The organism is Lysinibacillus sp. G1-3, from assembly GCF_056322905.1.
This window is the reverse complement of record NZ_JBWHYQ010000012.1, coordinates 159086-182440: the sequence shown is the minus strand read 5'-3', so window position 1 is coordinate 182440 and position 23355 is coordinate 159086. Positions and strand designations below refer to the sequence as shown.

Below are 23355 nucleotides of genomic sequence, written 5' to 3'. Positions count from 1 at the left end.
GGTGTTGGTGTTGGTGTTGGTGTTGGTGTTGGTGTTGGTGTTGGTGTTGGTGTTGGTGTTGGTGTTGGTGTTGGTGTTGGTGTTGGTGTTGGTGTTGGTGTTGGTGTTGGTGTTGGTGTTGGTGTTGTTCGCTTTCATTAAAACACATGCTGAAAGAAGTTAAAAACCGACAAAATCATTCAAGATTTTGTCGGTACTTTGCTTATTTAGCAGCCCAAATATCAATTTCTAATTTAATGTCAGGAAGTCCTAAAGCAGTAATATAAGCTATCGTCATAGATGGATAAGGATTTCCAAACATCGTCTCCCATTGTTGATAGAAGTCATCCCAGTCTATTTCTTCTGTTGCCCAAATATTGGCCTTCACCACATTGTCTGCGTTAAGTCCCTCTGCCTTTAATATTAATTGAATATTTTTTAATGTATTTTTAACCTGCTCTGATAGTGTCGATGGCAAATCACCGCTAGCACCTACTCCAATCTGTCCAGATAATGCATACATTGTTGAATCCTTAGGAATTATTGTGAGGTGGCTATAGTTGCCAACAGGGCTAGGTACTTGGATTGGATTTTTGCGTGTTATTTTAGTATTCATGTTAATCTCCTTTAGGTTTATATTTTTCTAAAAAAGGGCAGACTCGTCCCTATAAAATCCATTTTAGAAAAAAACAGCAGTTGAGAATCCGAGACCCATAGATAAAAAACGTATTGACCTTTTTTTCATTTGGATTCTCCCCCTTCACCTAAAGTTATTTTCACATTACCATAATTTTCTTGAACAATCAAATCTCTACATTTCTAATTCTTTTCCTTTTTCGTAAAGATTTTCACCAAACCTACTAAATAGTAAATCACACTTGACACTATTACACTATAAAATAACACAGTAATTGACGTTGGACCCCATACTTTAATAAACTCCCAATTTGATCCCCCAGGTAAAACTTTCGGGAACATTATGATCAGTGCAATAATTATTGCAACACTTAAAGAATGAAAAACTAATAATAAAGCCCTTTTCATATTTAAAGCTACTCTAATTCGTTGTTTTTTAATAACCTTCTTCAAGGATTGTAGTAATAGAACGCTTAAAAACATTCCAAAGCCTATAACAATAACGCATATAAGTGACAGCGTTTTATCCAAATTCTGAAGGTTGTCAGCATGAATAGTATTTACCGTTTTCCGTTCCCATAAATCCATCACACCTTGCCCTATCTCAGTTGTATAGCTCGAGTTCATATTGGATAATACGGCTACTCCTAATTGTTCATCGGGCTGCATGATGAAATAAGATGAAAATGCAGGGTTTGCACCAGCATGGAATATATATTGTTTATCTTCTTTTCGTATAACTTCCCACCCACTTGCGTAGTATGTATCCTTATCGAATGGCTTTACAGATTGATCTGGGATATGCGATTCTTGAATAATTTTGTTCTCAAACGAATTAATTTGACTATTTCCTAACTGGATCTTTAACCAGTTTGCTATATCGTTAGTGTTACTAATAATATATCCAGCAGGTATATTTCCACGATAGATAGGTGGTGTGTATTCCTGTTCTCTCATCAGTCCTATTTTATATCCTGACGCCATCTCATTAGATTTAACTTGATGAAGTCCAACAAATGAATCTTTCATATTGATTGGCTCTAATATTTGCTGTTTGATATACATATCAAAAGGTTGTTTTGAAACCTTTTCAATAACGAGTCCTAAAACATCATAATTGATTGTTGCGTATTCAAATGAGCTACCTGGCTGTCTATTTAATGGCTGATCAAGCAATTTTTTTACAGTCAATTCAAGTGCGTTCTCTTCGTTACTTTTCGGAATATTTGATATTGTGTTCGTAGCTATACCACTTGTATGATACAGTAACTGATTAATAGTAATCTCCTGAGGTTCCCCATTATATTCCAACTCCAACCACGGGATATACTTTCGGACATCATCAGAGCGATTTAGGTACCCTTCCTTTTCCAATTTTAAAATGGCAAATCCAGTGAAGGCTTTCGATGTAGATCCTAGTTCAAATAATGTATTGGAGGTTACTGGTGTTTTTGACTGAACATCGGCGTATCCAAAACCTTTTTCATAAACCGTTTTCCCCTTCTCAACAATTACTAGCGATATCCCTGGAATTTTACTAATCGCCTTTTGCTCTTGAATAAATTGATCAATCTTTTGAGTTTTTTCATTTGCATCTGCGTTTACGATTGTAGGCGTAAAACTATAAAAGGACACAATCGTAACGATTATAGACAAATAGATTTTTAATAGTGCTTTCATTTTCATTTCTCCTTTAAGCAATCAATGCTAGGTATAGGGTTATAAAATATCATAACAGCATCGTTAACTATACCAAGCATTTCGGACCACAACAATCGTTTTACATGACTAAAGAAATCACAATATGACAGTTTTGTAACTTAATGTTCTTTAAAAAAAGTCACTAAAAGACCAGTCGCTCATAAAAAATGAGTGCTGATCTTTTCTACGATATCTAATAATAGTTAAATTTCTGCTCTAAAGGCTTTCCCTAACTGATGACCAAGTCCAAAATAATGTCGGAAATTATAAATTAGTGGGCTCCATTTATTTGGATCAATATAATTTTCTTCAACAATAATTTCCTTATGGGCATGGACATGTAAAACTTGTGTCTCAACAATGGCAAAAAAAGAGGCATATTCAGGGATTCGAATATGTTTTACCCTTGCCTCCAGTTGAATTGGACACTCTGCAATTCTTGAAGGCTTTACTGATTTAGAATCGGTTGGTGTTAAGTTGCTAATTTCATATTTTTCTTTTTCAAATGAAAATCCATTCACTCTCTTAAATTCTGGAACGGGATTTTTCCCTGTAAATGGAGCTAATTTTTCTACGTTCTCCCATAATGAAGGTCCTGGGACATTAATTACACATTCTGGATGTCGTTCTAAATTTTCAATAGCTTTTCCTCCATGCCCAATCCCTAATATTATACAATCCCCTAACGCCCATGATGACGAAAGAGGGCTAATATTTACGGTATCATCTTCATTCAGTGTAGTTAATAAAATCACAGGTGTCCCGTAGTATAAAATTTTTGGATGAATAATTTCTGTTTTAGCAATTTGAGTCATTTTTTCTCCTCCAATCGGTACTTTCAATTTTTATAGTACAAGAGAAATATTTCAATTTTCATCGAAATATGAATTGCCTTTTCGGTTTTTCACATGATTGATTAATGGTTTATCAAGTTAAGTAAGGTTTTTTAGGGTTAAATAGTTATCCAAAAGCAGAGTATTTTTTCCATCAAATACTAGCAAACCAAAGGCATTTTCATGAAGTTATAAAAGCAGCCGTTGAAGCTTTTCAAAATAATGGGCTACCAGTATACTAAGATGCAGTTGCAATGACAAAAAAAGATTCTTTAAGCAATGCTACTCGCTCCTTATTGGCAGGGCTAAAAAGATAATGTTTGACATATAGCCGGCTAGAATGCTAAACATTTGATGAAATATTAAATGGAATAGAAAATGACCAGGCACAACATTAAATGCAGTGCCTGGTCATTTTCATTCAGATCATTGTATTATCGTCGATTTTTAATTACAACCTCAGTTACAGCTAACGCTTTTCTTGGTTTTATATTATCCATAATAATATCCGCGATGTCATTAGGATCCATTAATGTTTTAGTTTTTTCCTCAGTGAAAATCCCGTCCCAAAACTCTGTTCTCATACCACCCATGTATACAGCACATACATTAATCGCTGTTTCGCTTAATTCTAATGCTAAACTCTCGGTAAATCCGCGTACACCAAATTTACTAGCACAATAAACAGATTCCGTAACTTTTCCTTCTAGACCAGCTGTTGAAACAATATTGATGATTGTTCCTTCATTACGTTCTTTCATACCTTTTAATACTGCTTGTGAACAAAAAATTGTTCCTTTTAAGTTAATATCAATCATTTGATGAACTGAATCCTCATTCAAGTTTTCAGCAATATCAAAATAGCCAACACCCGCATTATTAATTAGCAACGGAATGGACCCAAACTCATCCTGTATAGAATGAATTATTTGAGTAACCATTTGTTTTGAAGATACATCCACCTCATAAATAGAATAGCCATTATTTATCATTTTAGCCGTATTCTCAAGCTTTGATCTTGTTCTACCAAGCAAACAAATGTGATAGCCTAAAGTCGAATACTTTTTAGCAAGTGCTGCACCTAAACCACTGCCTGCCCCTGTTATAACAACGATATTTTTACTCATACTGATCATCCTCTCTAGCAGTTAATTATACCAGAATAGGAACTCCTAGCAATAAATTATATCCTCACCCCGCCCTATCGAGAAGCAGTAATATGTACTGTTACGCATCTGATTTACTCATATAACGCCCAATATCCTCAATACCTGCAAAAGTAAAAATTAGGTGACACCCCCCCAAATGGTAGAAAGTCATAGCTCATTCGATAGCTAAAGAAGAAAAATATAAATATCAATTTCTACATTTTTATAGAAAATTGATGAATACGTTTAGAGCATTACTATAGATACTGCATACAATGAAAATGTAATCTGCAGATTATAAATCTATTTTATAGAAGGAGGTGAATTTAAATTGCCTTTAACTACTGGACCAATTGAAAATACAGGAAATCAACCAGCTAATGCAGCTAGCGTTCGTATAAAAATTCTCAATCTAACTGGAGGTACACTAACTGGAGTAGTAAGAGTTTTTAGACTTAACGGTACAAGACGATTACTATCAACTACTGCATTTGCTGTAAATGCCAATGCTTCTACTTTTATAACTCGAAGTGTAATAGGTTCGGCTCAATATGAAGTTGAAATCGTTCCTGATCAAAATGGCGGATTATACAGCGTTTATGGTAGAACAGCTTCGGGTGTTATTATTACTGCTCAAAGAGTTCTGAATTCAGAATTAACAGAGATTCATTAATAGTAGGAACAAAACTTTACTAACATTCATCGTTTAAAGTATTTAAAGGAAAATCAAGTGGGGTACATTTGAGAACCAGCTTCTCCTATGTACCCTAATTTCATTTTGCCGAATAATTAAGAAAAATCACTCATTTTTAAGGAGTGACTTTTTAATTTTGGGTGTAGTACTGAATTGACGTTTTATATAAACATCCACTTTTTAACATTTTTGTTCCTAATTTCATCTACCTTGGTCTATATATGTCCATCTTTTCTTGTCAACCAACATTATTTTGTCATTTTTTGGGTTTTTCATACATATACTATTATATTTATTAAGTAAAATGCATACTTTCATTGAACACAGAATATAATTCTGGAGGGTGTTAAATGAACACTATAAAATCTTTAATTTTCCCCCAAGACTTGCATAGATTAAGCAAAACTCTACTTAAAGAGATTTGTAATAAAATGACTTTAGATACCAATGGCAATGTAAATGAATTAGCTAGCAGAGTTTGGGATGTTTTTGAGCATATTGATGGCGATGTTCTTAAAATAATCAGCGATAATATTTTCTCTGGAGCAGTTTCCTTAGCTTGGTACCAGGCGACAAATAAAACTGATTTAACAGGTTTTAAACAAAGTATTATTAATAAAATGCCATTTAATCCTTTCGAAACAGTAGTTACACCAAATAGCGAAAATGTCCCTATTGATCCTACCATTATTGCTGGTGCTGATATCGAAGGTTCACAAATATATTATTTACGATTCATTCATAGAACAGGTGTTAATGTTGATTACTTTTTAGCAAACCGTAGAGAATACATTAAACACGAAATTACAACCGTTTACATTGATGAACTTAAGGGAATAATTGAAGTACGAGCAAGTTCTGCCGTTGCAAAAAAAATAATTGCCTGGTTAACTAAAGTAGTTGATGAACAATACGAATTCAAACAGTATGATTTATTGGATAATTACGGTGGTAATCTTGCGACTTTAGCGGATTCCCTTCAAGGAAGGCTGATTGATGCTACAGGAAGACCAGCAGGATTAGTCAATACATTTGAAGAAACGCAGGGTCAATCCATTGTGAGTATACTTTCTGCAATTGATGAATACTATACTAATGGTGAATTATCAGTTCTAGAGCAAAATTTAAATTGCGAACATATCACCGGTATTTTAGAAACAACACCTTTTACTTTGTTACTGTTAAGTGGTCTTGAAACGATTGGATTAGGTAGCATTAGAGAACTAAGAGGTTTACCCTTATACAATTATTTAGAGCCTTATCTTTCCAAACAAAAAGGATCTATACTATTTGAACATAGTGTTGATGGGGTTAAACAAGAATATTCTGTTCGAATCGGTGTAAATACAAAGACATTTAAGTTCAATGTATTTGCGTCTGAACCTGTATTGGATTATATTAGAGAAAAATTGATTTACCAAATTTATTCTGCGAGGTAAAAGTATTGAGCAATTTAAAGCCATGGGAAATTTCTCAAAAAATAGATAATGCACTTGAGGTAATCGCTATCAGTAAAATTGATAAATTTTACCATAGTTATATTGCAAAAATAACTAACTTGCCTCTTGGATTAGTTATTGATCAATTATCTGAATTAGAAAAACAAGAAGCGCTCATTATAAAATTAGAATTTCAATGTGAGGAATGTAGTAGAAGTATTTTAACTGCTAGTAAATCCGAGCTTGAAAATATCGATTCCGTTACATGCAAATATTGTGGTACAGAGAACTGTTTTGATCCTTTAAACGCTATTCCAATCATTGAATTAAGTGAGGATTTCAGACAAAGTTTTTCAAAAAAAAAATTACTAATAAAAAGGAAAATGTCGGGTTAACTAAACACAATAAACCTGAGAGTTTAAGAGAAATTATCGATATTTTAACAAAAGAAAATTCCGATCAAGTATTGGATAAAGTATCAAAACTTGGGAAAGTTACTATTATATTAGGAGATGGTTATATGGGTGAATCTAGTAAATATGGTGGTCTAACTTTTGGAGAAAACAAAGGTAATATAACTATTGAAAACAATGGTACACTCAGTCAAGGGATAGCTAGCCCGCCAAGTGACATTATCAATGCTTTACAACAGCTTCAAAAAGAAATTCAGCACCTAGCAGATGAACAACGAGAAATTGCAGAAGCTCATTTTGAACTTCTTAAAACTCATATTGAAAATGGAGATAATGAGAAAGCTAAAAAACCATTAGAGAAGTTAACTAGTATACTAGGTGTTATTAGCTCTATTGTCTCGATCGCTTCTACATTAGGACTTGGAATTCCGTTAAAATAATTTACATCAATTATGCGATGATTTTAGGCTAACATTATTTGCGAACTCCCTTTCGATTTCTGTGACTTCCGCAGATCCTTTGGACCAACGTGATGTTGGCCACTCAGTCGTGTGTTGTTGTTGACGCTTTGCTTTCGCACAAATAAAACCGTGTTGCTGTCGCTTTGCTTTCGCACAAATAAAACCGTGTTGCTGTCGCTTTGCTTTCGCACAAATAAATTGCCACAGGACGTGGCGTTCTTAGACTTTTCAGCGGATGTTAGTGAGATATTCTCATATCACTGCTTTTGTGCATTGTTAATAAATATCATAATATCATTATCCTTTTTTGATTCTTCATTTAATCCAGGTAGAATGTAATGACAACACAGTTCTTAAATCGCAATAACAATAATGTTTAAAACTTTTTAATATTATCTTTTAAAGATGCTGTCTGTATATTACAAGGGACTGAAAAACATCCAGTTTTTAATGCTAAAAGACTAATTCTTGCTCATGAACTTGAACAAGAATTGGTCTTCTTTATTCTCCTTTACTATCTTTTTCTTCTAAAATTGTAATGATTCGTTTCAAATTCACGGCGAGATTTGCTGTTGTACTCTATTCACTATGTTTAGTCCTCTTAAAATAGGGAAAAGAAAAAATATAGAACCAGGTACTATATTTTGGGGAGGGGTTAATAATGGCGAAACGAAGAACAGGTGTTGTAATTACAGGGTTAGCTTTAATAGCAACTTATTTAAGTAAAAAAGAAAACCGTGATAAAGCATTAAGTATGCTCAATAATGCAAAAACTAAATTAGGATCCTATTTAACTACTGCGAAAATGGACGAAAACATATCAGAGCGGATAACTGCTCAAGCAGCGACACGAGCTGGAACATCTCCAACAAAAATAGCATCAAACGAAATGGTTGCTGAAGGTGGAGGACATACAGGTATCCACTTTTTCAATGAAGAAATTCAGGGAAAAGAACAATAAAAACACAAACCTTCTTAATCCAATTTAAATAATTGGATATTATAACTGATTAAGTTTTTAAATTATATTAAGTATTAAAAGTCGATTAATACCGAAAATTTTGGTATTAATCGACTTTTTCGGTGGCTTTCCCACATAGATTGACCTTTTAGCTTTTTATTTAGCTATTGAAATTTTTTTCACTCAAATATTGCGTACCTTATAAAAATATCCCCTTCAAAAGGACATGTAAGTGACTAGAATTATATAGTCATTTTTATATGCCCAATTTAAAGAGGATCATTCCATACTAAGTGTTCTCCAGTTTATTTATCATTCAAATCATCAGGATAAACAACTGAGTTAAATACATCTTCATTTGCCTCATCTTTAAAGTTAACAGTAACTTTAAACTTCTCCGGATCCATTCCATTGAAAAGTTGATAATACATACCCACTATAGCAAGTCCCATAGATGACATACCATCAAATCCGTTGTCAAACTGTTCCTTATTTACAGTTAGTGTAAACTCCGTAAAGGACTTATTATAAGTTACATCTTTAATAGAAGTAAAATCATCACTAGTTTTAATTTCTTCTACCGTTTCTAAAACACTTTCTTCCAGCTCTTTCAACATTTTTTTATGAACTGATTTAGGCATTTTGTATGTTAAAGAGCCATCACTATTTTTAATGACTTCATTAACCCCTTCTTCTTTCGCTGCAGTAATCGCAGTTTCGATGTCCTGACCTTCCAAAAACGAAGCTGGTATTGTAACTTCAACGTTTAAAAGTCCTTTATCGACTTTTAATGGTGTTTCCTCTGCTGTTTGATCAGCATTATCGGTTTTCTTACCACTGTCGCTTTCTTTGTTACACGCTACTAACAAAATAACTAGTAACAATGTGAGTGGTATTAAAAATAATTTTTTCATAGTTCAAAACCTCCTTCATAAATATACATAAACAGATGGAGATTTTCCATAACTATTTTCATCTCTTTCCTTTGCTTTCCCCTACATTTAGCTTTTTTCTAAGTCTCTTAACAGCAATGCTTTTAATGTATTGGTAGAGTTACATTGTTTTTTACCATAAAAAATAAGCATTCAATCAAAAGATTTCCTGCCCATAAATTGATTTGCTGAAGCTACTGTTACGCCGTTGCAAAAAAACAATTCTTTTATCCAATAAAATTCAAGTAATCATCTTTACACAAATTAGGGGTACAAGTTAATCTTGTACCCCAGAAACCTTGATATATAAGCATTTGTAGCACTATCTAAAGATGTTATGCTCATAAAGATAATCGTATGAAAGATCGACGAACAAGTACTCATGCTCGTTTATTGCAATCGAAAATGTTCTTGTAATTTCACCTGTCTCGATATCTCGATAAAGCTCTGAAATTTCTCCGCTTTGATCGTTACGCATTTTAATGATTGTTTGCAGGAAGTATGGTCGCCAACTCCAGTTTTTATTGATCGCCCTAGGCTGCAATTCCCACTGACCGTCAATACGCATGACGTTTGGGGATAGTTGGAAACCATCTTCATTACAGATATATACTCGGAACGAATAACTATCCAACAACTGCGCTAGATGCTCTAAATGTGTGATGTTGTCACTAGAAGGCTTAACACGATGGACGATCGCTTCTAGCTCCTCCCTCAACTTTTTCAACTCAAAATATTGTGCCTCCAAAATTTTCTTTTCAGAGGTAATAAATTGTTGGCATTCTTCTTTAAAACGCTCTTTTAAAATATCCTTCTCTACGAATGTTAATGCAGAATTTGCCAAGTATCGGCCCTGATAAAATCGGCCTCCGTTTTTCCAGGCAAATTGTAATTGATAAACTGTTTCGATTCCTTCAAATAAAAGATTTGCACCAATTTTATAAGCTAGGCTACCTATTGCTGATATCATATCTGACTGTGCGGACCAAGAATCATAATTTAGGTCACGAATATTGACCTTTAAGATTTGTGGTGATAATAAAGCAATGTGCTCTAGATGACTCTCCGCTCCTACTTCCTGAATAGCAATTTTGACACCAAAAGTCGTAAAGTATCGTACTGCATGGTGCAACTTATTAATGTCACCTAAAAAACGATGCTCAGAAACAACTAACACAATACGATGTAAATCCTCTTCACTGATGTATTGTTGAATAATATTAAAATGACTTTCACCGAAATCCTCCATCAGTAAGTTCGGGTTACTTGGAATATAAATATCAATATCCTGTCCGATTTCATTTACTTTTGCTAATGCAGCGTGTAAAATTTTATGTTCCATATCGATACGATATTCTTCTGGAATATCTTCGTTATTCACAAAGTCTTTTAAATTAATTTGTTGACCTTCAATTTCTAACTGTCCGGAAATTTCGTAGGCAATCACCGTATGCGCATCCGCGCTAAATATAGGTTGAAAATACCCATGTATTTGATCTAAATTTGTTAACACTTCAATTGCATCCATTGTCGAAACCTCCATACATGATGTTATCCAAGAATAACATTACATTCACAGCTCATTTCATGAAAAAAGCTCTCTGAATGTATAATAATTTGTTTAAAGTAAATTGGCAACTTCACATGACGTTATTTTATGGAATAAATTGTCCTGAAGTTTAACAAGATCCTACCAAGATGATGTATTAATAAAAAGAATTAGTGCCTAATCATTTTTTTCATACGCTTTATGTTCATCAGTACTTAACAATAAAGGGTCATAAGAAGTACCATTACTTTGACGAAATAACATTTCTTTTTCATACCACAGACGTACTCTATATCGTGCGTTTTTCTGACATTCCATCTTTCATAACGACTTACCCATAAATAGGTTGCTGAAGTACATATATTTTTATTTAGCGCCACACGAACACATGGATTCGCCTTTTTCATGCAGTAATGTGTAAAACCCCTTAGAATTTCTTCCTATTATAATTTATGCAACTATCTGATGTGAAAGCCGTGATAACTAGAAGTTTTCATCCTATTTCCTACAATGATTCAGCCGTTCACCCATTTATTTTTTGTGCAGACGCATTTACTACTAAATCAATTATTGCCAGAAAGTGGATAAAAAGCAGCATTCCAACGTATGGATTAACCCACAGGAATACTGCTCCTACCTATTCTGACATAAAGAAATACCAAATAATAGCAATCGTAATTAATGATAAGATTACTGCAATTGTTACACGAAGTGGTGAAATCGGGGCATCTCCACCTACTCGACCTGTCTGTCCATTCACCATAAATCGATAAACCTTTTCTTTGTAGCGGAATGAAGAAAGCCAAATTGGTAACATTAGATATTTATATGTAATATCATCATGCGTTGTTGAGAAATGTAAACTAGATACTACGTCCGCATTATGTTCCCAACGTATTTTCGAAGTAATTTGTGCCTCCAGATGATCTGAAATTTCCCTCTTCGCTTGACTCCATCCGTCCTGTAAACCAATACTGTAGCGTTCTGATAAAAAGCCTGATACATACTCTGGTTTATAAGCTTTATTGTTGAGTAAATTAAAAGGTTCTATTTTTCTCATCATATTTCGATCATAACGGGCTGTTGCACTAATCAAATGATCATCAATAAATTCCTGATAAAAACCACTTGTGGAATACCAATCTGTTTCAGTTCGGGTATTTCCCTCTTTATCTGTAACTGTTCGATGTCTACCGTAACTTGCAGAATACCTTGAGCTTGTTTTAGTATCAAAAGTCCAATATGGAAGATAAACACCTTTAAATGAATCAGGCTTTGCACTTTCTTTTGCTGCTTTTGGTGTGAACCATTTTCCCTTAATCCAACTTTGAAAGCTCTCTCCTGCTTGCTTATCTGTTATTTCAAATGCACATACCCCGTTCGGAGCTAGTGTATTTTTAGCACTTGCCTCCATAACTTGATTAGAACCACAATACGGGCAACTATCGGCTACCTGTAACGCATCATAAATTGTTTCTGCCGCACAGGCTTTACAAATAACTGTTTTTTTCTCAACACCCCAGTTAAAATTCCCACGTTCTTCAGCCATTGCAAAATCCATTTCCTGGGCAACTTTTTCCTCTTGCTTTTCTGGGGCTGCAATTTCAGTCTCATAGCCACAATACGGACACGTAAGTTTGCCAGTTGCGGGGTTGAATTCAATAGATGCACTACATGATGGACACTCAGCGTCAAAATCAAGCTGTACTTGTTTAAAATTTTCTGCATCTTGCGTTGGCATCATTAGTCATCTCCTTACTTAACATCATTCTCATCAAACACATCGCCACACTCAGGACAGAACTTTGGTGGGTTCGCAGGATCTTCTGGCTGCCATCCACATTTATCACAAACGTATTGTAATGCTCCTGAAGGTTTTTTAGCACCACAATCGCCACAGAATTTGCCTTTGTTGACAGCTCCACAAGTACAAGTCCATCCTTCTTCTGCAGGCTTTGGTGTCCCACAATTCGAGCAGAATTTACCAGTGTTTTCGTTGCCACATGCACATTTCCATGTACCTGAATTCGGCGCCGTTTGTTGTTGCTGGGCTACCTGTTTATTATGCTCATTCATTTGGTAAAGCTGTCCTGCATTAACACCGCCTGCTTGAGCTGCCATATTCATGCCCATAAATCCTGCCATTGCTCCACCATCATTTTTGGATGCCGCAATCATTGCTTCTGCCTGAGCACCCGTTAAATGAGCCGCAGCCATACCTGGATCACGCATCACTGCATTTCGTTGTAGTTGTTTAATCATTGCTTCATCTTCTTCAGATGCTTTTAAAGAACTGATGCCAAAAGATACAACTGCTAAACCTCGAGTTGCTAGCCATTTCTCTGATAACACTTTATTTAGGGCATCCGCTAGAGCTACAGTATGAGCCGGAATTTCGCTATAGCGAACCCCGCTTGCAGAAATATGTGCGAAAGCCGGCTGTAACGCTGTCATCAGCTCCGTTTTTAATTGACTATCGATGGCATCTCTTGTAAATTCACGCTCTACGTTTCCACAAACATTTGTATAGAATAATAATGGATCGACAATTTTATATGAATATTCGCCATGACAACGAATAGCAATATCAATATCTAGGCCGATATTACGGTCGATCACGCGGAAAGGAACCGGTGCTGGTGTCCCATATTTATTACCTACGATTTCTTTTTTATTGAAATAGTACACACGCTGATCCTTTGCAGGTTCTCCTCCAAAAGTGAAGCGTTTACCAATCTGCTTGAATGTTTCCATAATACCTTCAGACAAATCACTGCCATACATAATCGAAGGCTCTGTTGATGTATCATAAACATACTCCCCAGATTCAGCAGAAAACTCCACTACTTTCCCTTGCTCGACAATCATCATACATTGCCCTTCATTTATAGCAATAATAGAGCCATTACTAATAATATTATCATTACCTTTATTTGACCCTCGTTTAGAAGTACGTTTAAAACCTTTTGCCACAAGAACATCAGCGGACAGTGATTCACAATAGAAATATTCACGCCATTGATCTTCTAAAACACCTGCTAATGCGCCAACTCCTGCTTTTAATAAACCCATATTTATTCCCACCTTCAATTTATATACTTAAGACTTATTTTACCATATCAAATATACCTCGACACAATTGCGTCTGCAGGCTTTATACCCACACGACGTTGGTCACTCAGGCATATTCTCAGACATGAAGTGCTTAACCTGAATTCCTGTAATTCAGCGATGTTTGAGCAACCGTTGAAATACGCTAAAATGCTAAAATAATCTAATCATTATGTAATACGCGCAAATAGACCAATTTGTTTCATTTTTTTACTTCTTTATAAAAATGAGATAGCTCCATAGGAACTACCTCACTCGATTTATAGTGGATATTCTAAGAAAATACGGAAATAGCCACTAGCACCCAGGCAATGATAAATAACAGACCACCGATTGGGGTAATCGCTCCAAGCTTTTTCACACCTGTAACCGCTAATACATATAAACTACCCGAGAAAAACACTATACCTGCAAACATTAAATAACCTGCCCAAGAAAGCATACTTGAAGCTCCTAAAAGAGCATCACTCGATAAAATACCAAGCCCCAGTAAACCTAATGAATGGTACATATGATATTGCACTGCAGTTTCCCAAATAGCTGCGTAGTGTGGGGACGCAAATTTATCTTTTAATGCATGTGCTCCAAAAGCGCCTAGCACGACACCAAGACATGCCATAATTGCACCTATCGCTAATAATAGTTCCATATATGTTACTCCTATTTCGTCTCGCATGCGATTTCTTTGTATTTTGCATCCCATGCCGGATCAATTTTACTTAAGGACACCGGACGTAACGTATCTTTTTGCGCTAGAATATGTACGGACTGAGCAGTCGCTGCAATCGTGCCATCTTCATGTAAAATTTCATAGCCATAAGTTGTACGTAGACGATCGTGCTTTTCCACCCATGTACGGACCGTTGCCACTTGGCCATAATGCATTGCTGCCTTATAAGAAATGGATAAATCCATCACTGGCGATACATAACCATCTTTTTCTAACTCTGCATACTCAAAGCCTGCATCATTAACTAACTGTGAACGACCTATTTCCATCCAAATAATGTAGTTCGCATGATACACTACGCCCATTTGGTCGGTCTCAGCATATCGAATTTCAATTTGTTTTTCACTTACAAACATTTTCTTCACCTCGTCCTACATTATAGCGTAAAAATATTGATTTGGCGGGGTATTTGCTCTATTGATTAAGAAAAGATAATAAATTTGTTTTTACAAAAATTCAAAGTTCAAATATAGAAAACATTTGGTGATAAATGTTAGTTTCTGTTTTTACCCGTTGTACCCCACTTATTTGGAGTACACTGGGGTATACAATAAGTAAATTATATGACACCGGGCAGGTGTAAAATAATTAATCGAGTAGGAGGGAGTGATTAACTCCCGACCTCTCACACCACCGTACGTACGGATCCGTATACGGCGGTTCAATTAAGATGAATAACGCAAAGTTTCGTAACGAACTTGCAGACTTTTCAGCCCTTGGCCATTCCAATAGGAATCGCCGAGGGTTCTGTGTAATACGGGGCTTTTTGAGATGCGCCAGTATCCTTTTCGGGTATTACCCTATTCGTACGCTTTTCCGTATGGAACTTTTAAACGAATGAGATTTCTGACTCTCGTTCGGGGTTTCTTCCAATTCTTCCAAAGACACATTCGCAACCGCCTTTTAATCCAACTGTCTAACCTGTTGAATATTGAAGGTGTGTCTGCGAGCGCAAAATATCCGCACCATCCTATTAAATATTGATTTAATTTCTCGATACGGTATTCCATTGAAAATGGCTTCTTTCTAGAGGTAATTTCTCGTATTTTCTTCTTCATTCGTTCAAGGCTTGTTTTCGCGATTCGAACTTTTGGCTCTTTATGCTTCGTGAAGCTAAAACCAAGGAACTTTCTGTTCCACGAGCGGTCAACTGCTGACTTCGTTTCATTTACTTTTAACCGATGTTTCCTTTCAATAAATCGCTGTACACTCGCCATTGTACGCTCCCCTGCACGTTTACTTTTCACATAAATATTGCATTCGTCTGCGTATCAAAAACGCCAGTTCTTTCGGCCAATCACATTAGGACGAATCGGATCTTCAGCTGAATTATTATCAATTCCAATCCGACCATCGAACAGAGAAACTTTTAACCCATGTACACGATTTAATATGTTTTCGGAAACTTTATCCAAGGTGTCTTTTCCGAAGAATGGCGATTTATCTACCCATTCCTGAAACTTTTCGACAATCGGTTTTGATTGCTTTTGCTGTGCTTTACGACGCTTTCCTGGTGAGAGATGCTTATATTGCAGTTCAAAGCGATACAGTTGATCACAGTAATCCAAGCCGATTTTCCTATTTTTGCTATCGACTTTCAGCCAATAACGTCGTATATGCGCCCAACAATTAGCGAATGAAATATTAGATAGCTTACCGTATGCTTATAAAATGCTATTTTTATCGCAATTATTGTCGAAATAATGTCGAAGATTGCAAAAAATAAATACAGTATTATAAATATCACTACTCATGATGATTTTATCTGTGTATAGTTGCATAAGATCAAATGAAAAATATTCTACGATAGATGAAGGGGCTTACTTTTAAATGGGAAAGAAAATTGCATGGGTTACAGATACAGCAGCATTGTTAGATGAAAAGTTCATACAGGACAATCAAATTCACGTATTACCACTTAATATAGTGTTTGAAGAAGGGGCTTTACGCGAAACTGTTGATATGACACATGATCAGTTTTACGAAAAGCTACGAAATGCTAAAAAAAATCCAAAGACATCACAACCTGCTATTGGTGAAGTTGTAGACTTATATAAATCATTAAAAGAACAAGGGTATACATGTGCAATTGCAATTCATACCTCTCAACATCTTTCTGGCACTTATCAAAGCACTTTCACAGCAGCTGGTCAAGCTGAATTTGAAGTATATCCAGTGGATTCAAAAATCGGGTCATTTCCGATGATGAAAATGATTATACTCGGTCAGCAGTTAGAGCGTGAAGGTTTTGAACCTAGCTATATTGTTGAAAGAATCAATGAGATGGCAGATAACAGTGAGCTTTCATTTATTCCGGCTAACTTATCACAATTACATAAAAGTGGTCGAGTTTCAGGGACTCAAGCATTTTTAAGTAACTTGTTGAATATTAAAGTTGTCATATCATTTGAAGATGGGAAGCCCGTTATGAAAGAAAAAGTACGCGCTACGACTAGAGCTAAAACATATGTACAAAATGTTTTAAATACAGATCTAGAAAAAAGTATTATCCCTGAAGTTGCAATTATTCACTGTAATGATGAAGAAGGCGCAACCGCTTGGAAAAAAGCTTTAGAGAAAGAATATCCTCTCATAAACTTCTCCGTATTACCACTAAGTGCTTGTGTAGCGGTTCATGCAGGTGAAGGAACGCTTGGTTTAAGTTGGGTACGTCTACCAGAGCTTGCACCACTTAAGAAAAAGAAAGCTGAATTAGTTACTATATAAACATAATTGTAATCTAAATTATTGTAGGTTCATGAAGTTGCGAAATTCCTATAAACCAACTATTTTACAGTCAGAGAGCATTATAGCTTAAGTAAACTGGCAGATGTAACGTTATTTTTTGAATGATAGCAGTGTTTTCATTCAGGTATGGGGGACTGGCTGTTAAATTTTGTTTGAATACGGATATTGTTATTATAGGTAATTTAGTCTTCGACGATTTGAATCATATGCGCATTTGTGGTGCGATAGATTCCGTCGAGATAGAACGTTTCAATTCGGGAATTATCAGTGGGCGTGCCTTTGCAGGACATGCTTAGGGTAATTCCTTTTTCTTTGACTGATTTTTGATACGCATATGATGTGTACACACGCTATGCAAGATGACCTTGATATTTTTTGTGTAAGGCAAGTAAACTTAACCAAGGTTTTTGATAACGAAGACTTGACATTCCGAAATCCAAAAATGCTATATACTCTTCATCTGTTTTTCTAAGTATCTCTCAATCTGTAATTCATCAGCTTCTTTAAATATCTCTTGAATATCCTTATTCCCAAAAACCTGTTTATCATACGTGATTATATTCGACATTCGAATTCATAATTTCCTTTTCTATGCCCATAAATTTTTTATCGTTTTAATAAAAGTAAACATATTTATCTCTCCTATCCTTCTTTCGCGCTGATCCATCAAAAAAATCTTTTATTTTTCTTTCATTTCCTTTAATATCGATAAGGGCACCCCAAAAAAAGAAATAGAGGTGCTAAAATGTACGGTATTATTAATTATGAAATGTTTTTATTAGCGGGGATTTTATTAAATCTAATCCCCGGTGCCGACACTATGTATATAGTTGGTAGAAGTATTTCACAAGGTAAACGAGCTGGTGTTTATTCTGTATTCGGTATTATTACCGGCTCCTTGGTTCATACGTTATTAGTTTCTTTTGGCTTATCAATTATACTGACAAAGTCTATTGTATTATTTAATACTATTAAAATTATTGGTGTTATTTATCTAGTTTATCTAGGAATTAAAATGATACTTGATCAATCAAACTTAGTTTTTGAAGCGTCATCAAATAAATTAAACTTAAGAAAAATTTATATCCAAGGACTTTTGACAAGTCTAACAAACCCCAAGGTTTCCTTATTTTTCATTGCTTTTCTTCCGCAGTTTATTGATGTTAAAGCATCAGGTCCTATTCCTTTCTTAATATTAGGATTTACTTTTACTGCAACTGGACTTCTGTGGTGTTTATTTGTTGCTTATTTCTCTTCTTACATAACTAAAAAATTAAGAGGAAATCAAAAGGTAGGAATAGTCTTGAATAAGATAACAGGAATAATATTTATTTGTATGGGGTTAAAGCTGCTTCAAACTAAAGCTCCCCATTAAACTTGTAAAATAAAACAATGCCCCCCTAATGAACAGTCCTTTCAAATGTGAAGGGACTGTTTCTTAATTAAAATTAGTTCAATTACTGCACATTTTTCTTTCAAATCGTCTCTTCCCCCACCAAAATAATTTACTAATCTGCTCAAGCTCCTTCCCAATGTCAATAGAATATTTAACTTAACAAAAACAGGGAATTTTATCCAAATCTCCACTAAAAAAAATGAAGTTGTCCGTTTTCACCCGTACCTCCCCTTCAGTTTACATCTCATACTTCCAAATCACCTAATGTTGAAAGTATGGCAATTATAGAAATATATAGATTATTAATGATAATATGAGATTAGTTAAATATTTCATAGTTTAGGAGACGATTTTCATGACGTTAGAAGAAAAAATAGTGGAATTAACTAAAGAAACACTCGTTGATCTAGTAAACCTTCGTTACAATAAACTTAAAGAAGAGAATAAACTTAACGATGAAACTGAGGAGCTTTTAAAAGAAGTTATTCAAATGCAAGGTATTCTTACTTTACCACCTAGTGATGATGAAATGGACATAGATGTATACGAATATAATGATAATAGGGGTTTTGGTATAGAAATAAGGTTCTTATGGTTTGACAATGAAGAAAGTCCAATAGTACTTTTTTGCGAAGCTAAAACAAATGCTGAAAATACTGAGATAACTGAGTTTTATATCGAAACCATCGATGTATAAAAAGGGGCAATTAAGCCCTTTATCAATTACCTCATCATTTGCTCGACGACACTAACAAATTATCGGTTTTTAAACGAAACTAAACAGCCAGTCGCACGCTAAATAGCGACAACTGGCTGTAAAAAGTTGTTTTCTTACTGTCTCAAAAACGACAGTCAGTGCCCTAAGATGTAAGCGTAGTTAGTAAACAAAATTTCTATGGCCTGTATGGAACAAATTCTTCTTCAAGAGAACCCACTAGCCATTGATTATTTCTCTTTGTAAGTAAAACATTTTGTATCACATTTCCTCCAGATCCAGGAACCAAACGTCTAATGCTCATATTCGTTTCTTTTGGATAAGAATACGAATAATAACTTGTTTCTGACATATCCGTAAAGGTTAAGTTTCTCATAATAATTAAATTAATCACTTCATCCGTGAAGTATGGCTTCAAATACTGTCTTTTTTGAGCGACAGTTGAAACATTTTTTACTTTAGCAATGGCTTCATCAAGCAGCTTAAAGCCGTCCTCATAGAACAGTGGTTGAGCATAGACAACGATACCAGCCTGCTCCTGCTCTGAATACATACTGGCATATCGATTCGATTTCAACCAAATAGTTCTGTAATCTAGTGCATCACCGATAAATCTTATCGGTAAAAAAATGCTTCCATTATCTAAAAGTAACGATACATCCATTTGGAGTTGCTCATTATTGACTTTTAGTATCTTGGAGCCAAGTGTCATTTTGATTATTTTCTTATTTTTGGTTAAAGTAGCTGTTTTCGTTGCCCCATCCCAGCTCACTTGCGCATTTATCTTTTCGCCTACAGCTCGAATAGGTGCGTAAAGTCTCCCGTTTAACACCTTACCATTATAAATCAGATTATCAGTTCCACTTGCATATACAGTACTATTCCCTGTACTGAAGTGGAATGTTGCTATAACTACTATTAAACAACAAACTACTAACCTTTTCATTTTACCCATACTTCATTCATTCCAATCTTTCATTAATATTCTATTAATTGATATTAATAGCATCCTTATTATACGTATTTTATCCATTATTAACTATTGGTAAATAATTCATGCGATTACGAGTATACAAAGAAATCTTGGCCCGGAAAGTCTGTCGTCGGTCTGATATCATGCAGAAACTTCCCAACCACAGATAGAGTGGTTGTTCTAAATATCAATTATCCCTCGACATAATTGCGTCCGGAATCGGCAGGATGCTTAAACTCCTTTCAACGGATGTTTGGACACCTGCTGAAAGATGTTAAAGTAGGTAGTGAATAAAATTTTTTCAATACTAGTAGTTAAAGGGGGATTTTTTTGGATATCACCAATATACACATCAGAAAAATGACTAATAATGATTATGGCTTTATGGCTAAATGGTTGAGTACGAAAGAAGTTTTAGAATTTTATGGGGATATTAATTCACCATTTTCAATAGAACAAGTAAGGAAAAAATATGAGCCACGCGTTCGTGGTGAAATTCTAGTTCTCCCCTTCATTGTTGAGTTAGACGGTTCCCCAATAGGATTTATGCAATACTATAAACTTCAAACAGAAGAATTAAAAGAATTAGGCTACTTAAATAATGAAGTGGTTATTGGAATTGATCAATTTATCGGTAATCCTAATCAATTTAATAAAGGCTATGGAACTATTATGGTTTGTAAATTTATTCAACTCATAATTAAAATTACAGACGCTGAAATTATAATAGTAGACCCTGAAGTTTCTAACGAAAGAGCTATTAGATGTTACGAAAAATGCGGGTTTACAAAAGTTAAAACAATTAATAATGATTGTGCTTTGTTAATGGAATTTATAAATACTAAAATCTAACTCCATATTATCATTTGAAGTACAGTAAGTATTTCTCTTCCTCGATGTATTTTTATGATATATACTTTCTAGGAATGGGGGAAGATTTTTCAATGAGTAAAAATTTACTATCAAAGTTCAAAGCCTTTGCTAAAAAATTAAAACAAAATTTATTTGTACTTTACTTGTCTTATAAAGATCCAAGACCCCCCTGGTATGCAAAGCTTGTGGCAATACTAATAGTTGCTTATGCTTTTAGCCCAATAGATTTAATTCCGGATTTTATTCCTATTTTAGGGTATCTTGATGATTTGATAATTGTACCTTTTGGAATTATCTTCGCTTTAAAATTAATTCCACAACATGTGATTGATGATCATAAGGAAGCTGCGGAAAAGTTAAAACAATCTGGAAAACCAAAGAATTGGTTTGTTGGTATTCTTTTTATTATTATTTGGGTTATCTTTGCAGTTTGGATTAGTAAAATAGTTATTCATCATATTTAACGGATTATTCAGCAAGACTTCCTGACTATATGATCCTCTATCCAACTATTAGGAGGTATCTAGGATGACGCTAAAGATTATTAAAACCCTTTTAGCTATCTTTCTTGTGTTCATGTATTATTTGGGCTTTTGGTCAGCTAGCTCTACTCAAGAAATTATTCTTTTCTTTATTATGATCCTCTTTATTTATGAAGTAGGTGTTGAAACTGGTAAGAGGAAATATGAAACTACGAGGTCTTAGATTACTTTCTTTTATTTTTTCCAATTTTCTCGTTACCTCGTTTAAAATTACCTGTAATTTTAGCTAACAATAACTGTACTGCTGTTTGATTGTCTGCAACTTCTTTGATTTTTGCGATAAGTCGCTCGCCCTCCCTATCCTTTACAATTTTTATCTGTTTACCCTCGTATTCTATTACTACCGTTCCTTTTTTCGTTATTTGATAAGCAAATGGTTCTTCGCTTAATCTGTTTCGTTTATCTATTTCGCTCACTACACCATCTCCTTAATTGTTTTAGTCTCAAATAGTATATTCAAAAAAATCTGCTGGTCACTCGAGTTTATTTTTCGCCTCAATATGTATGGTGCTTGAAATAATGTATTCATTGCAAACCGACCAATTATCCCTTGGCTTAATTTCTGAGCTGTATCTTGTGACGGCGCTGCGGCATTTTCTATTTTGTTCAGAAAATGTTTATACCTAAATGTTAACCTACTATAAGAAAGGTAGGTGGTATTAATGTTAGAACCAATGGAATTTCTAATTAATCAAATACTAGAGAAACATGATGTAAAAAATGAAAATTTAGCCAAAGCACTTACGGAAATTTTTGATGCTTATTACAAACTTTCTCAACAAAAATCTGTTATAGACTTTGTGTTAAAAGACGGATTACATTAAAATGCGAATATTAATCATTGCTGCAAGAGTCACATCTAGAATGCTGACTTTTGCAGACCTTCTTTCAAAAAGATTACTCTTCGTATTGCTCAATTTTTAAAAAAACAATCTAACAAATTTTATAATTCATTCATCATAAACAAGAAACAATTTCCAATTATTTTCGTCCTTTAATAATAAGGGGGAGATGTTCTATGATCGGTTTTCTTAACCTGGGAAGCCTAGTACTTGGTGTAATAGCAATACTATTACCAATTTGTAGTCTTTTGAGTACTAATAAGAAAGTCCACAATTATAGATTAATCTTTTGCACTTTAAGTTTCAGTGCTTGTGCTATATCGATAAGTTTCCAATTATTTTATAATAACCACCTTGTTAAGATTGAGGATTGGTCTGCTCTTATGGATATAACTAGTAGTTCCGTATTTGCTGTAAACATATTATTAATCAGTACAATTCTATTAAATACACTAACAATAATTATTAATCCTAACAAAACAGTAAAAAACTATACGAATTGAAGCAGACTATGCTAAGAAAAAGCGCAACAAAGATACCTAAAAAATAATAAATTTCAAATAAAAAGAGATCAAAAGACGAATCCAATTTGAACAAACTTTTTTCAAAATGGATTCGTCTTTTTTATTTAAATTATTTAAATCAAACTTTAATTCAATGTTACAACCGGCACTTTGTC

At 34.5% G+C, this 23355-nt stretch carries 24 protein-coding genes and 2 pseudogenes; 12 read left to right on the top strand and 14 right to left on the bottom strand.

Going from position 1 to position 23355, the window contains the following annotated elements; all coding sequences use genetic code 11:
• Window positions 1–202: 202 nt before the first annotated feature.
• The 4 genes from ACVYAD_RS14880 to ACVYAD_RS14865 form a co-directional block, all read right to left on the bottom strand.
• Complete coding sequence (locus ACVYAD_RS14880) at window positions 203–595, bottom strand: RidA family protein (RefSeq protein ID WP_476426982.1); 393 nt, start codon at window positions 593–595, stop codon at window positions 203–205.
• A 203-nt stretch (window positions 596–798) separates the two neighbouring features.
• Window positions 799–2301 carry a serine hydrolase domain-containing protein gene (locus tag ACVYAD_RS14875; RefSeq protein ID WP_476426981.1) on the bottom strand — a complete coding sequence of 501 codons (1503 nt, stop codon included), beginning with the start codon at window positions 2299–2301 and terminating at the stop codon, window positions 799–801.
• 218 nt (window positions 2302–2519) lie between these two features.
• Window positions 2520–3131, bottom strand: coding sequence for a flavin reductase family protein (locus ACVYAD_RS14870; RefSeq protein WP_476426980.1), 612 nt, complete (start codon window positions 3129–3131; stop codon window positions 2520–2522).
• Between the two features lie 452 nt (window positions 3132–3583).
• Window positions 3584–4276 carry an SDR family oxidoreductase gene (locus ACVYAD_RS14865; protein ID WP_476426979.1) on the bottom strand — a complete coding sequence of 231 codons (693 nt, stop codon included), beginning with the start codon at window positions 4274–4276 and terminating at the stop codon, window positions 3584–3586.
• Between the two features lie 352 nt (window positions 4277–4628).
• Between ACVYAD_RS14865 and ACVYAD_RS14860 the strand changes: the two genes are divergently transcribed.
• The 5 genes from ACVYAD_RS14860 to ACVYAD_RS14840 all read left to right on the top strand — a co-directional run bounded on the left by ACVYAD_RS14860 (window position 4629) and on the right by ACVYAD_RS14840 (window position 8265).
• The gene (locus tag ACVYAD_RS14860) at window positions 4629–4970 is read left to right on the top strand and encodes an ATPase (RefSeq protein ID WP_349658121.1); all 342 of its coding nucleotides are present in this window, start codon (window positions 4629–4631) and stop codon (window positions 4968–4970) included.
• Window positions 4971–5341: 371 nt separating this feature from the next.
• Entirely contained in the window at window positions 5342–6430 is a 1089-nt protein-coding gene (locus tag ACVYAD_RS14855) for a hypothetical protein (RefSeq protein ID WP_349658122.1), read from the top strand.
• 5 nt (window positions 6431–6435) lie between these two features.
• Window positions 6436–6825, top strand: a complete 390-nt coding sequence (locus ACVYAD_RS14850) for a hypothetical protein (RefSeq protein WP_349658123.1) — start codon at window positions 6436–6438, stop codon at window positions 6823–6825.
• Between the two features lie 125 nt (window positions 6826–6950).
• Entirely contained in the window at window positions 6951–7283 is a 333-nt protein-coding gene (locus ACVYAD_RS14845; RefSeq protein WP_349658124.1) for a hypothetical protein, read from the top strand.
• Between the two features lie 682 nt (window positions 7284–7965).
• Window positions 7966–8265: a hypothetical protein gene (locus ACVYAD_RS14840; RefSeq protein WP_476426978.1), complete on the top strand. Its 300-nt coding sequence runs from the start codon at window positions 7966–7968 to the stop codon at window positions 8263–8265.
• Window positions 8266–8570: 305 nt separating this feature from the next.
• Here the strand turns inward: ACVYAD_RS14840 and ACVYAD_RS14835 are convergent, their stop codons facing one another.
• The 8 genes and pseudogenes from ACVYAD_RS14835 to ACVYAD_RS14800 all read right to left on the bottom strand — a co-directional run.
• A complete protein-coding gene (locus ACVYAD_RS14835) occupies window positions 8571–9179 on the bottom strand; it encodes a hypothetical protein (protein ID WP_476426977.1) in 609 nt (202 codons plus the stop codon).
• Window positions 9180–9519: 340 nt separating this feature from the next.
• A complete protein-coding gene (locus tag ACVYAD_RS14830) occupies window positions 9520–10725 on the bottom strand; it encodes an EAL domain-containing protein (protein WP_349658128.1) in 1206 nt (401 codons plus the stop codon).
• Window positions 10726–11383: 658 nt separating this feature from the next.
• On the bottom strand, window positions 11384–12487 hold the full coding sequence (locus ACVYAD_RS14825) for a TFIIB-type zinc ribbon-containing protein (protein WP_476426990.1): 1104 nt from the start codon (window positions 12485–12487) through the stop codon (window positions 11384–11386).
• 14 nt (window positions 12488–12501) lie between these two features.
• Window positions 12502–13818: an SPFH domain-containing protein gene (locus ACVYAD_RS14820; RefSeq protein ID WP_476426976.1), complete on the bottom strand. Its 1317-nt coding sequence runs from the start codon at window positions 13816–13818 to the stop codon at window positions 12502–12504.
• A 313-nt stretch (window positions 13819–14131) separates the two neighbouring features.
• On the bottom strand, window positions 14132–14506 hold the full coding sequence (locus ACVYAD_RS14815; RefSeq protein ID WP_476426975.1) for a DUF423 domain-containing protein: 375 nt from the start codon (window positions 14504–14506) through the stop codon (window positions 14132–14134).
• A gap of 11 nt (window positions 14507–14517) precedes the next feature.
• Window positions 14518–14943, bottom strand: coding sequence for an acyl-CoA thioesterase (locus ACVYAD_RS14810; RefSeq protein WP_134024032.1), 426 nt, complete (start codon window positions 14941–14943; stop codon window positions 14518–14520).
• Between the two features lie 309 nt (window positions 14944–15252).
• Window positions 15253–15858, bottom strand: a pseudogene (locus ACVYAD_RS14805) (group II intron maturase-specific domain-containing protein); the annotation flags it as partial.
• Window positions 15859–16236 (bottom strand): annotated as a pseudogene (locus tag ACVYAD_RS14800) (IS66 family transposase); the annotation flags it as partial. It lies immediately after the preceding pseudogene.
• 181 nt (window positions 16237–16417) lie between these two features.
• Between ACVYAD_RS14800 and ACVYAD_RS14795 the strand changes: the two are divergent.
• The 3 genes from ACVYAD_RS14795 (at window position 16418) to ACVYAD_RS14785 (ending at window position 19428) form a co-directional block, all read left to right on the top strand.
• The gene (locus tag ACVYAD_RS14795; RefSeq protein ID WP_476426974.1) at window positions 16418–17314 is read left to right on the top strand and encodes a DegV family protein; all 897 of its coding nucleotides are present in this window, start codon (window positions 16418–16420) and stop codon (window positions 17312–17314) included.
• A 766-nt stretch (window positions 17315–18080) separates the two neighbouring features.
• A complete protein-coding gene (locus ACVYAD_RS14790) occupies window positions 18081–18710 on the top strand; it encodes a LysE family translocator (protein ID WP_476426973.1) in 630 nt (209 codons plus the stop codon).
• A gap of 376 nt (window positions 18711–19086) precedes the next feature.
• Window positions 19087–19428: a DUF7668 domain-containing protein gene (locus ACVYAD_RS14785; RefSeq protein ID WP_476426972.1), complete on the top strand. Its 342-nt coding sequence runs from the start codon at window positions 19087–19089 to the stop codon at window positions 19426–19428.
• Between the two features lie 196 nt (window positions 19429–19624).
• Here the strand turns inward: ACVYAD_RS14785 and ACVYAD_RS14780 are convergent, their stop codons facing one another.
• The gene (locus tag ACVYAD_RS14780) at window positions 19625–20392 is read right to left on the bottom strand and encodes a copper amine oxidase N-terminal domain-containing protein (RefSeq protein WP_349658131.1); all 768 of its coding nucleotides are present in this window, start codon (window positions 20390–20392) and stop codon (window positions 19625–19627) included.
• A gap of 357 nt (window positions 20393–20749) precedes the next feature.
• Between ACVYAD_RS14780 and ACVYAD_RS14775 the strand changes: the two genes are divergently transcribed.
• The 3 genes from ACVYAD_RS14775 (at window position 20750) to ACVYAD_RS14765 (ending at window position 21997) form a co-directional block, all read left to right on the top strand.
• Window positions 20750–21271 carry a GNAT family N-acetyltransferase gene (locus tag ACVYAD_RS14775; protein WP_476426971.1) on the top strand — a complete coding sequence of 174 codons (522 nt, stop codon included), beginning with the start codon at window positions 20750–20752 and terminating at the stop codon, window positions 21269–21271.
• Window positions 21272–21363: 92 nt separating this feature from the next.
• On the top strand, window positions 21364–21756 hold the full coding sequence (locus ACVYAD_RS14770) for a YkvA family protein (protein WP_476426970.1): 393 nt from the start codon (window positions 21364–21366) through the stop codon (window positions 21754–21756).
• A gap of 64 nt (window positions 21757–21820) precedes the next feature.
• The gene (locus tag ACVYAD_RS14765) at window positions 21821–21997 is read left to right on the top strand and encodes a hypothetical protein (RefSeq protein ID WP_349658134.1); all 177 of its coding nucleotides are present in this window, start codon (window positions 21821–21823) and stop codon (window positions 21995–21997) included.
• A gap of 1 nt (window position 21998) precedes the next feature.
• On the opposite strand, the gene ACVYAD_RS14760 is transcribed toward ACVYAD_RS14765, so the two are convergent.
• Entirely contained in the window at window positions 21999–22250 is a 252-nt protein-coding gene (locus ACVYAD_RS14760; protein WP_349658135.1) for a hypothetical protein, read from the bottom strand.
• 246 nt (window positions 22251–22496) lie between these two features.
• Here ACVYAD_RS14760 and ACVYAD_RS14755 point away from each other — a divergent pair, with 246 nt between their 5' ends.
• On the top strand, window positions 22497–22658 hold the full coding sequence (locus ACVYAD_RS14755) for a hypothetical protein (RefSeq protein ID WP_349658136.1): 162 nt from the start codon (window positions 22497–22499) through the stop codon (window positions 22656–22658).
• Window positions 22659–23355: the final 697 nt, after the last annotated feature.

Bases quoted from the DNA above. Each gene is read 5' to 3' on its own strand.
- ACVYAD_RS14880 (WP_476426982.1), bottom strand. From the start codon at position 595: ATGAATACTAAAATAACACGCAAAAATCCAATCCAAGTACCTAGCCCT.
- ACVYAD_RS14875 (WP_476426981.1), bottom strand. From the start codon at position 2,301: ATGAAAATGAAAGCACTATTAAAAATCTATTTGTCTATAATCGTTACG.
- ACVYAD_RS14870 (WP_476426980.1), bottom strand. From the start codon at position 3,131: ATGACTCAAATTGCTAAAACAGAAATTATTCATCCAAAAATTTTATAC.
- ACVYAD_RS14865 (WP_476426979.1), bottom strand. From the start codon at position 4,276: ATGAGTAAAAATATCGTTGTTATAACAGGGGCAGGCAGTGGTTTAGGT.
- ACVYAD_RS14855 (WP_349658122.1), top strand. From the start codon at position 5,342: ATGAACACTATAAAATCTTTAATTTTCCCCCAAGACTTGCATAGATTA.
- ACVYAD_RS14845 (WP_349658124.1), top strand. From the start codon at position 6,951: ATGGGTGAATCTAGTAAATATGGTGGTCTAACTTTTGGAGAAAACAAA.
- ACVYAD_RS14840 (WP_476426978.1), top strand. From the start codon at position 7,966: ATGGCGAAACGAAGAACAGGTGTTGTAATTACAGGGTTAGCTTTAATA.
- ACVYAD_RS14835 (WP_476426977.1), bottom strand. From the start codon at position 9,179: ATGAAAAAATTATTTTTAATACCACTCACATTGTTACTAGTTATTTTG.
- ACVYAD_RS14830 (WP_349658128.1), bottom strand. From the start codon at position 10,725: ATGGATGCAATTGAAGTGTTAACAAATTTAGATCAAATACATGGGTAT.
- ACVYAD_RS14825 (WP_476426990.1), bottom strand. From the start codon at position 12,487: ATGCCAACGCAAGATGCAGAAAATTTTAAACAAGTACAGCTTGATTTT.
- ACVYAD_RS14820 (WP_476426976.1), bottom strand. From the start codon at position 13,818: ATGGGTTTATTAAAAGCAGGAGTTGGCGCATTAGCAGGTGTTTTAGAA.
- ACVYAD_RS14815 (WP_476426975.1), bottom strand. From the start codon at position 14,506: ATGGAACTATTATTAGCGATAGGTGCAATTATGGCATGTCTTGGTGTC.
- ACVYAD_RS14810 (WP_134024032.1), bottom strand. From the start codon at position 14,943: ATGTTTGTAAGTGAAAAACAAATTGAAATTCGATATGCTGAGACCGAC.
- ACVYAD_RS14795 (WP_476426974.1), top strand. From the start codon at position 16,418: ATGGGAAAGAAAATTGCATGGGTTACAGATACAGCAGCATTGTTAGAT.
- ACVYAD_RS14790 (WP_476426973.1), top strand. From the start codon at position 18,081: ATGTACGGTATTATTAATTATGAAATGTTTTTATTAGCGGGGATTTTA.
- ACVYAD_RS14785 (WP_476426972.1), top strand. From the start codon at position 19,087: ATGACGTTAGAAGAAAAAATAGTGGAATTAACTAAAGAAACACTCGTT.
- ACVYAD_RS14780 (WP_349658131.1), bottom strand. From the start codon at position 20,392: ATGAAAAGGTTAGTAGTTTGTTGTTTAATAGTAGTTATAGCAACATTC.
- ACVYAD_RS14770 (WP_476426970.1), top strand. From the start codon at position 21,364: ATGAGTAAAAATTTACTATCAAAGTTCAAAGCCTTTGCTAAAAAATTA.
- ACVYAD_RS14765 (WP_349658134.1), top strand. From the start codon at position 21,821: ATGACGCTAAAGATTATTAAAACCCTTTTAGCTATCTTTCTTGTGTTC.
- ACVYAD_RS14755 (WP_349658136.1), top strand. From the start codon at position 22,497: ATGTTAGAACCAATGGAATTTCTAATTAATCAAATACTAGAGAAACAT.